Source organism: Rheinheimera sp. (assembly GCF_036568245.1).
Taxonomy (GTDB): Bacteria; Pseudomonadota; Gammaproteobacteria; order Enterobacterales; family Alteromonadaceae; genus Alishewanella.
On record NZ_DATCSY010000160.1, the window covers coordinates 1 to 3,105 of the forward strand.

4 protein-coding genes and 1 pseudogene are annotated in these 3,105 nt (G+C 50.0%); all 5 read right to left on the minus strand.

Annotation, left to right across the window (positions count from 1 at the left end; all coding sequences use genetic code 11):
• Positions 1-391 (minus strand): polymer-forming cytoskeletal protein (locus VIN66_RS06860; protein ID WP_331923285.1); only part of this gene is annotated, 391 nt, incomplete at its 3' end.
• Positions 295-1,245 (minus strand): M23 family metallopeptidase, encoded by a 951-nt coding sequence (locus VIN66_RS06865; protein WP_331923286.1) that lies wholly within the window; start codon positions 1,243-1,245, stop codon positions 295-297. The genes VIN66_RS06865 and VIN66_RS06860, both read right to left, overlap by 97 nt.
• A gap of 101 nt (positions 1,246-1,346) precedes the next feature.
• The gene (locus VIN66_RS06870) at positions 1,347-2,360 is read right to left on the minus strand and encodes a DUF2804 domain-containing protein (protein WP_331923287.1); all 1,014 of its coding nucleotides are present in this window, start codon (positions 2,358-2,360) and stop codon (positions 1,347-1,349) included.
• A 45-nt stretch (positions 2,361-2,405) separates the two neighbouring features.
• Positions 2,406-2,891, minus strand: coding sequence for a peptidylprolyl isomerase (locus tag VIN66_RS06875; RefSeq protein ID WP_331923288.1), 486 nt, complete (start codon positions 2,889-2,891; stop codon positions 2,406-2,408).
• Positions 2,892-2,901: 10 nt separating this feature from the next.
• Positions 2,902-3,105: pseudogene (locus tag VIN66_RS06880) on the minus strand (tRNA-modifying protein YgfZ); the annotation flags it as partial.

The window sequence follows — 3,105 nt, forward strand, 5'->3', positions numbered from 1 at the left end:
TGTCAGCCTCGTTTTTGGGCAGACTGATAACCTGATCAGAAGAGGTTGGCAGGGTTTTACCTAAAAAGCTGCCGCCACGTTCAATGCTTAAATCATCGCAGTGAATAACACCGTGGGCTTTTCCCTGTGGCAGTATTTCAACACTGTTGGCGTAGCATTCGCCATCGAACAGGCCATTGATGATAACTTTATCGGCGGTGACTTCACCTTTTATCCGGCCCGATGCGCTGATAATCAGCGAGCGGTCACAGACAATTTTACCTTCAATGTAACCGTCAACCTGAATGTCACCGCTTAGTCGGACGTTGCCGTTAACTGTGCATCCCTGTGCGATGACAGTTGCAACTGTGTGCTTGCTTTCGTTTCCAGCATGCTTACCAAAGAGTCCCATTTAATGCTCCTTTCCTTCTCAAACACCAGATCAAAGTTAGAAGAATCCCAATCCATAAAGCTCTGCGGATTCAACGCCCGATCAAGGAAATGTACTTCATAATGCAAATGTGGTGCTGTAGATAGGCCGGTGTTACCAGAAGTTGCTATCAGTTCACCCTTGTGAACGAAGTAGCCACTTTTTACTTTAAAACTATCAAGATGGGCATACAGCGTAGAGAACCCAAAGGCATGGCGTATTTTCAACAAATTGCCATAACCCTGTTTACTGCTGCGCATCACTTCAACTACGCCATCTGCCGGTGCGTAAATAGGTGTACCGCGGCTGGCCGACAGGTCAATACCTTTATGGTGTTGTTGCTTACCGACAATCGGGTGCTGGCGCAGGCCAAAGCGCGAAGAGCGGCGGTTAAACTCCAGCGGTGAGCCATTTGGTACCAACTGCAATATCGTATGGCGCGCTGACGAGTTAATGCTGGCGGTATCAAGCCGGTTTTCCAGATTTTGCGGATATTGTTGCTCCAGGCCAAGCGCCAGTTCGATTTCGCCAACGCGATTTATTACCTGTAGCATTTCGTCCTGCTTCAGGTTCAGTTCCTGTTCCAGTTGCAGTTTGCTGTCTTGCAGAGCACTGATTTCATCACGCAGTGTACTTGCCTGTGCTGATAAATGCGCACGCTGCGCCTGGCTCTGGTCGACTGAACGCATCAGATATTCAATGACTGCGGCAGTGATCAGTAAGCCAAACAGCAACATCCACATTGCAATAATTGCGTTACGTTTAAATAACTTACTGACATTAAAATGGCGGGTACCATTGATTGTCGAGACGGAAATGATAATACGATCTTTCATTCGGGCCAGGTTTCGCTCAATGGTAGTTGACTGCACAAGGGGCTAAAAATATGTGGCTTTGCAGCCGGTGTCAAGAATTTACTGCCAGTGCTAACAGACTGTTACCAGCGGGCAAAATGGTCTTCAGCGAGGCCGGGTATTTGATCTAATTTAAGTTTATTGCCATTGCTAAGCTGTATTTCACCGGAAAATTCGCCGCAATATTGGCGGAAATTGCTGGCTAACACGCCCAGATTTAACCGTTCCCGCCGGCATTGTTGAGGCAAGAATTGCAGTCTGATGCTGTTATCTGTACTGCTGAAGTGCCAGGGCTGTGCACTCTGCTGCCGGTTAAGGCTGATATTCACCGGCGGTAACAGCTGTTTTTCGCCGTTAAGCCATAAACAGTTTTCTGTAGTGCCGGTTTCATTTACACCAGCGGCCAGATTAAGGCCAAACACTCCCTGCGGCAGCCGGGCACTGATACTGCCCCAGCGCCAGCTGGTCTCGCGGCGCATATACCCCGCCGAGAAATCATAACCTGCCAGTGCGTCACTCAGCTGTAGCGAAGTGCTGCGATACTGCAGTAAACCGCTAACATTAAGTGCATTGTGTTTTTGGGTGTAGGTCCAACCGTTGTAGCCGGTTGGTGTACACAGCGCCAACGGCTGCGGTGATGGGCCGGCGTGAAGCATGAGTTCGCCATTTAGCCGCTCGCCCTGCAGTTTAAGCTGCCAGTTATATCCTGCTGGGGTGATGCTGATTTGTTGTTTGCCGTTTATTGACGCGACACCGGCGCTGGGCGAGTGGCTCATTTTCACACCAATGCTAAGTGGTCTCAGTAGACTGATTTCGTCCAGATGCCGGCGCTTACGATCATAGAAATAGCAAAAAGCATTAGCAGCATAGCGGATGTCTGCAATGGCGATACCTATTTGCCAGTCATTGTGGCTGATACTGATAAACTGAAACTGTTTATAGTGAAAAAAGCGCGCCAGAGCAGAGGCGGGTTTATCCATCACGGTGCGGTAAGCAAAATCGGCCAGCCCAAGCTCTGTGACAGGCGTGTTAAAATGGCCAAACCGTGGCTGGCCATTGTTGTCAATCAGCTTATTGTCGGGTAACAGAGTTAGCATCCGAGATTAAAGGCAGGCAAGCTGTTTAGCCTGCCTGCAGCGGGCTTAGTGGCCGGCGTGGCCGTCTAAACCATGCACATGGCCATGGTCCAGCTCTTCGTCGGTGGCATCGCGCACCATAACCACTTCAACGTCAAAACTCAGGTCAATGCCTGACAACGGGTGATTACCATCCACTACCACTTCATCTTCAGTCACTTCCAGCACGATAACGGACTGCTCACGGCCATCCGGCCCGGCAGCACGAAAGCGCATACCTACTGCGACATCCATACCTTCAAACATCGATTTAGGTACTGCCTGCGTCAGTGCGTCGTGACGCTCGCCATACGCATCGGCAGCGGGAATGTCCGCTTTAAATTTATCACCTGCAGCTTTACCGGCTAATGCCTGCTCTAACCCCGGAATAAGCGAACCGTGGCCAAACAGGAAGACTAAAGGCTCGCCACCGGCCGAAGAATCCAGCTCGTTACCCTGAGGGTCGGTAACGGTGTAGTGCATGGCGACAACTTTGTCCTGAGAAATGGTCATGAAAACCTCTTTAATTTAGCGAATAAGGTAACGGAACTATGTTAAGTGTCGGTGCACTGTCGCTACATAGCCGTAATGTGTCTGCCGGGGTTATGTCGTTCGGTAATACCGCAATAATCCAAAGTTGATTATGCATATTGGCGGCATTGACAACCTGGCCACTCCGGCGCCAGTTTTCACCTAGTTGAATTTCGATATCGGTGCCTGCGGCAGG

Coding starts and splice junctions, on each gene's coding strand:
- VIN66_RS06870 (WP_331923287.1), bottom strand. CDS start 2,360: ATGCTAACTCTGTTACCCGACAATAAGCTGATTGACAACAATGGCCAG.
- VIN66_RS06865 (WP_331923286.1), bottom strand. CDS start 1,245: ATGAAAGATCGTATTATCATTTCCGTCTCGACAATCAATGGTACCCGC.
- VIN66_RS06875 (WP_331923288.1), bottom strand. CDS start 2,891: ATGACCATTTCTCAGGACAAAGTTGTCGCCATGCACTACACCGTTACC.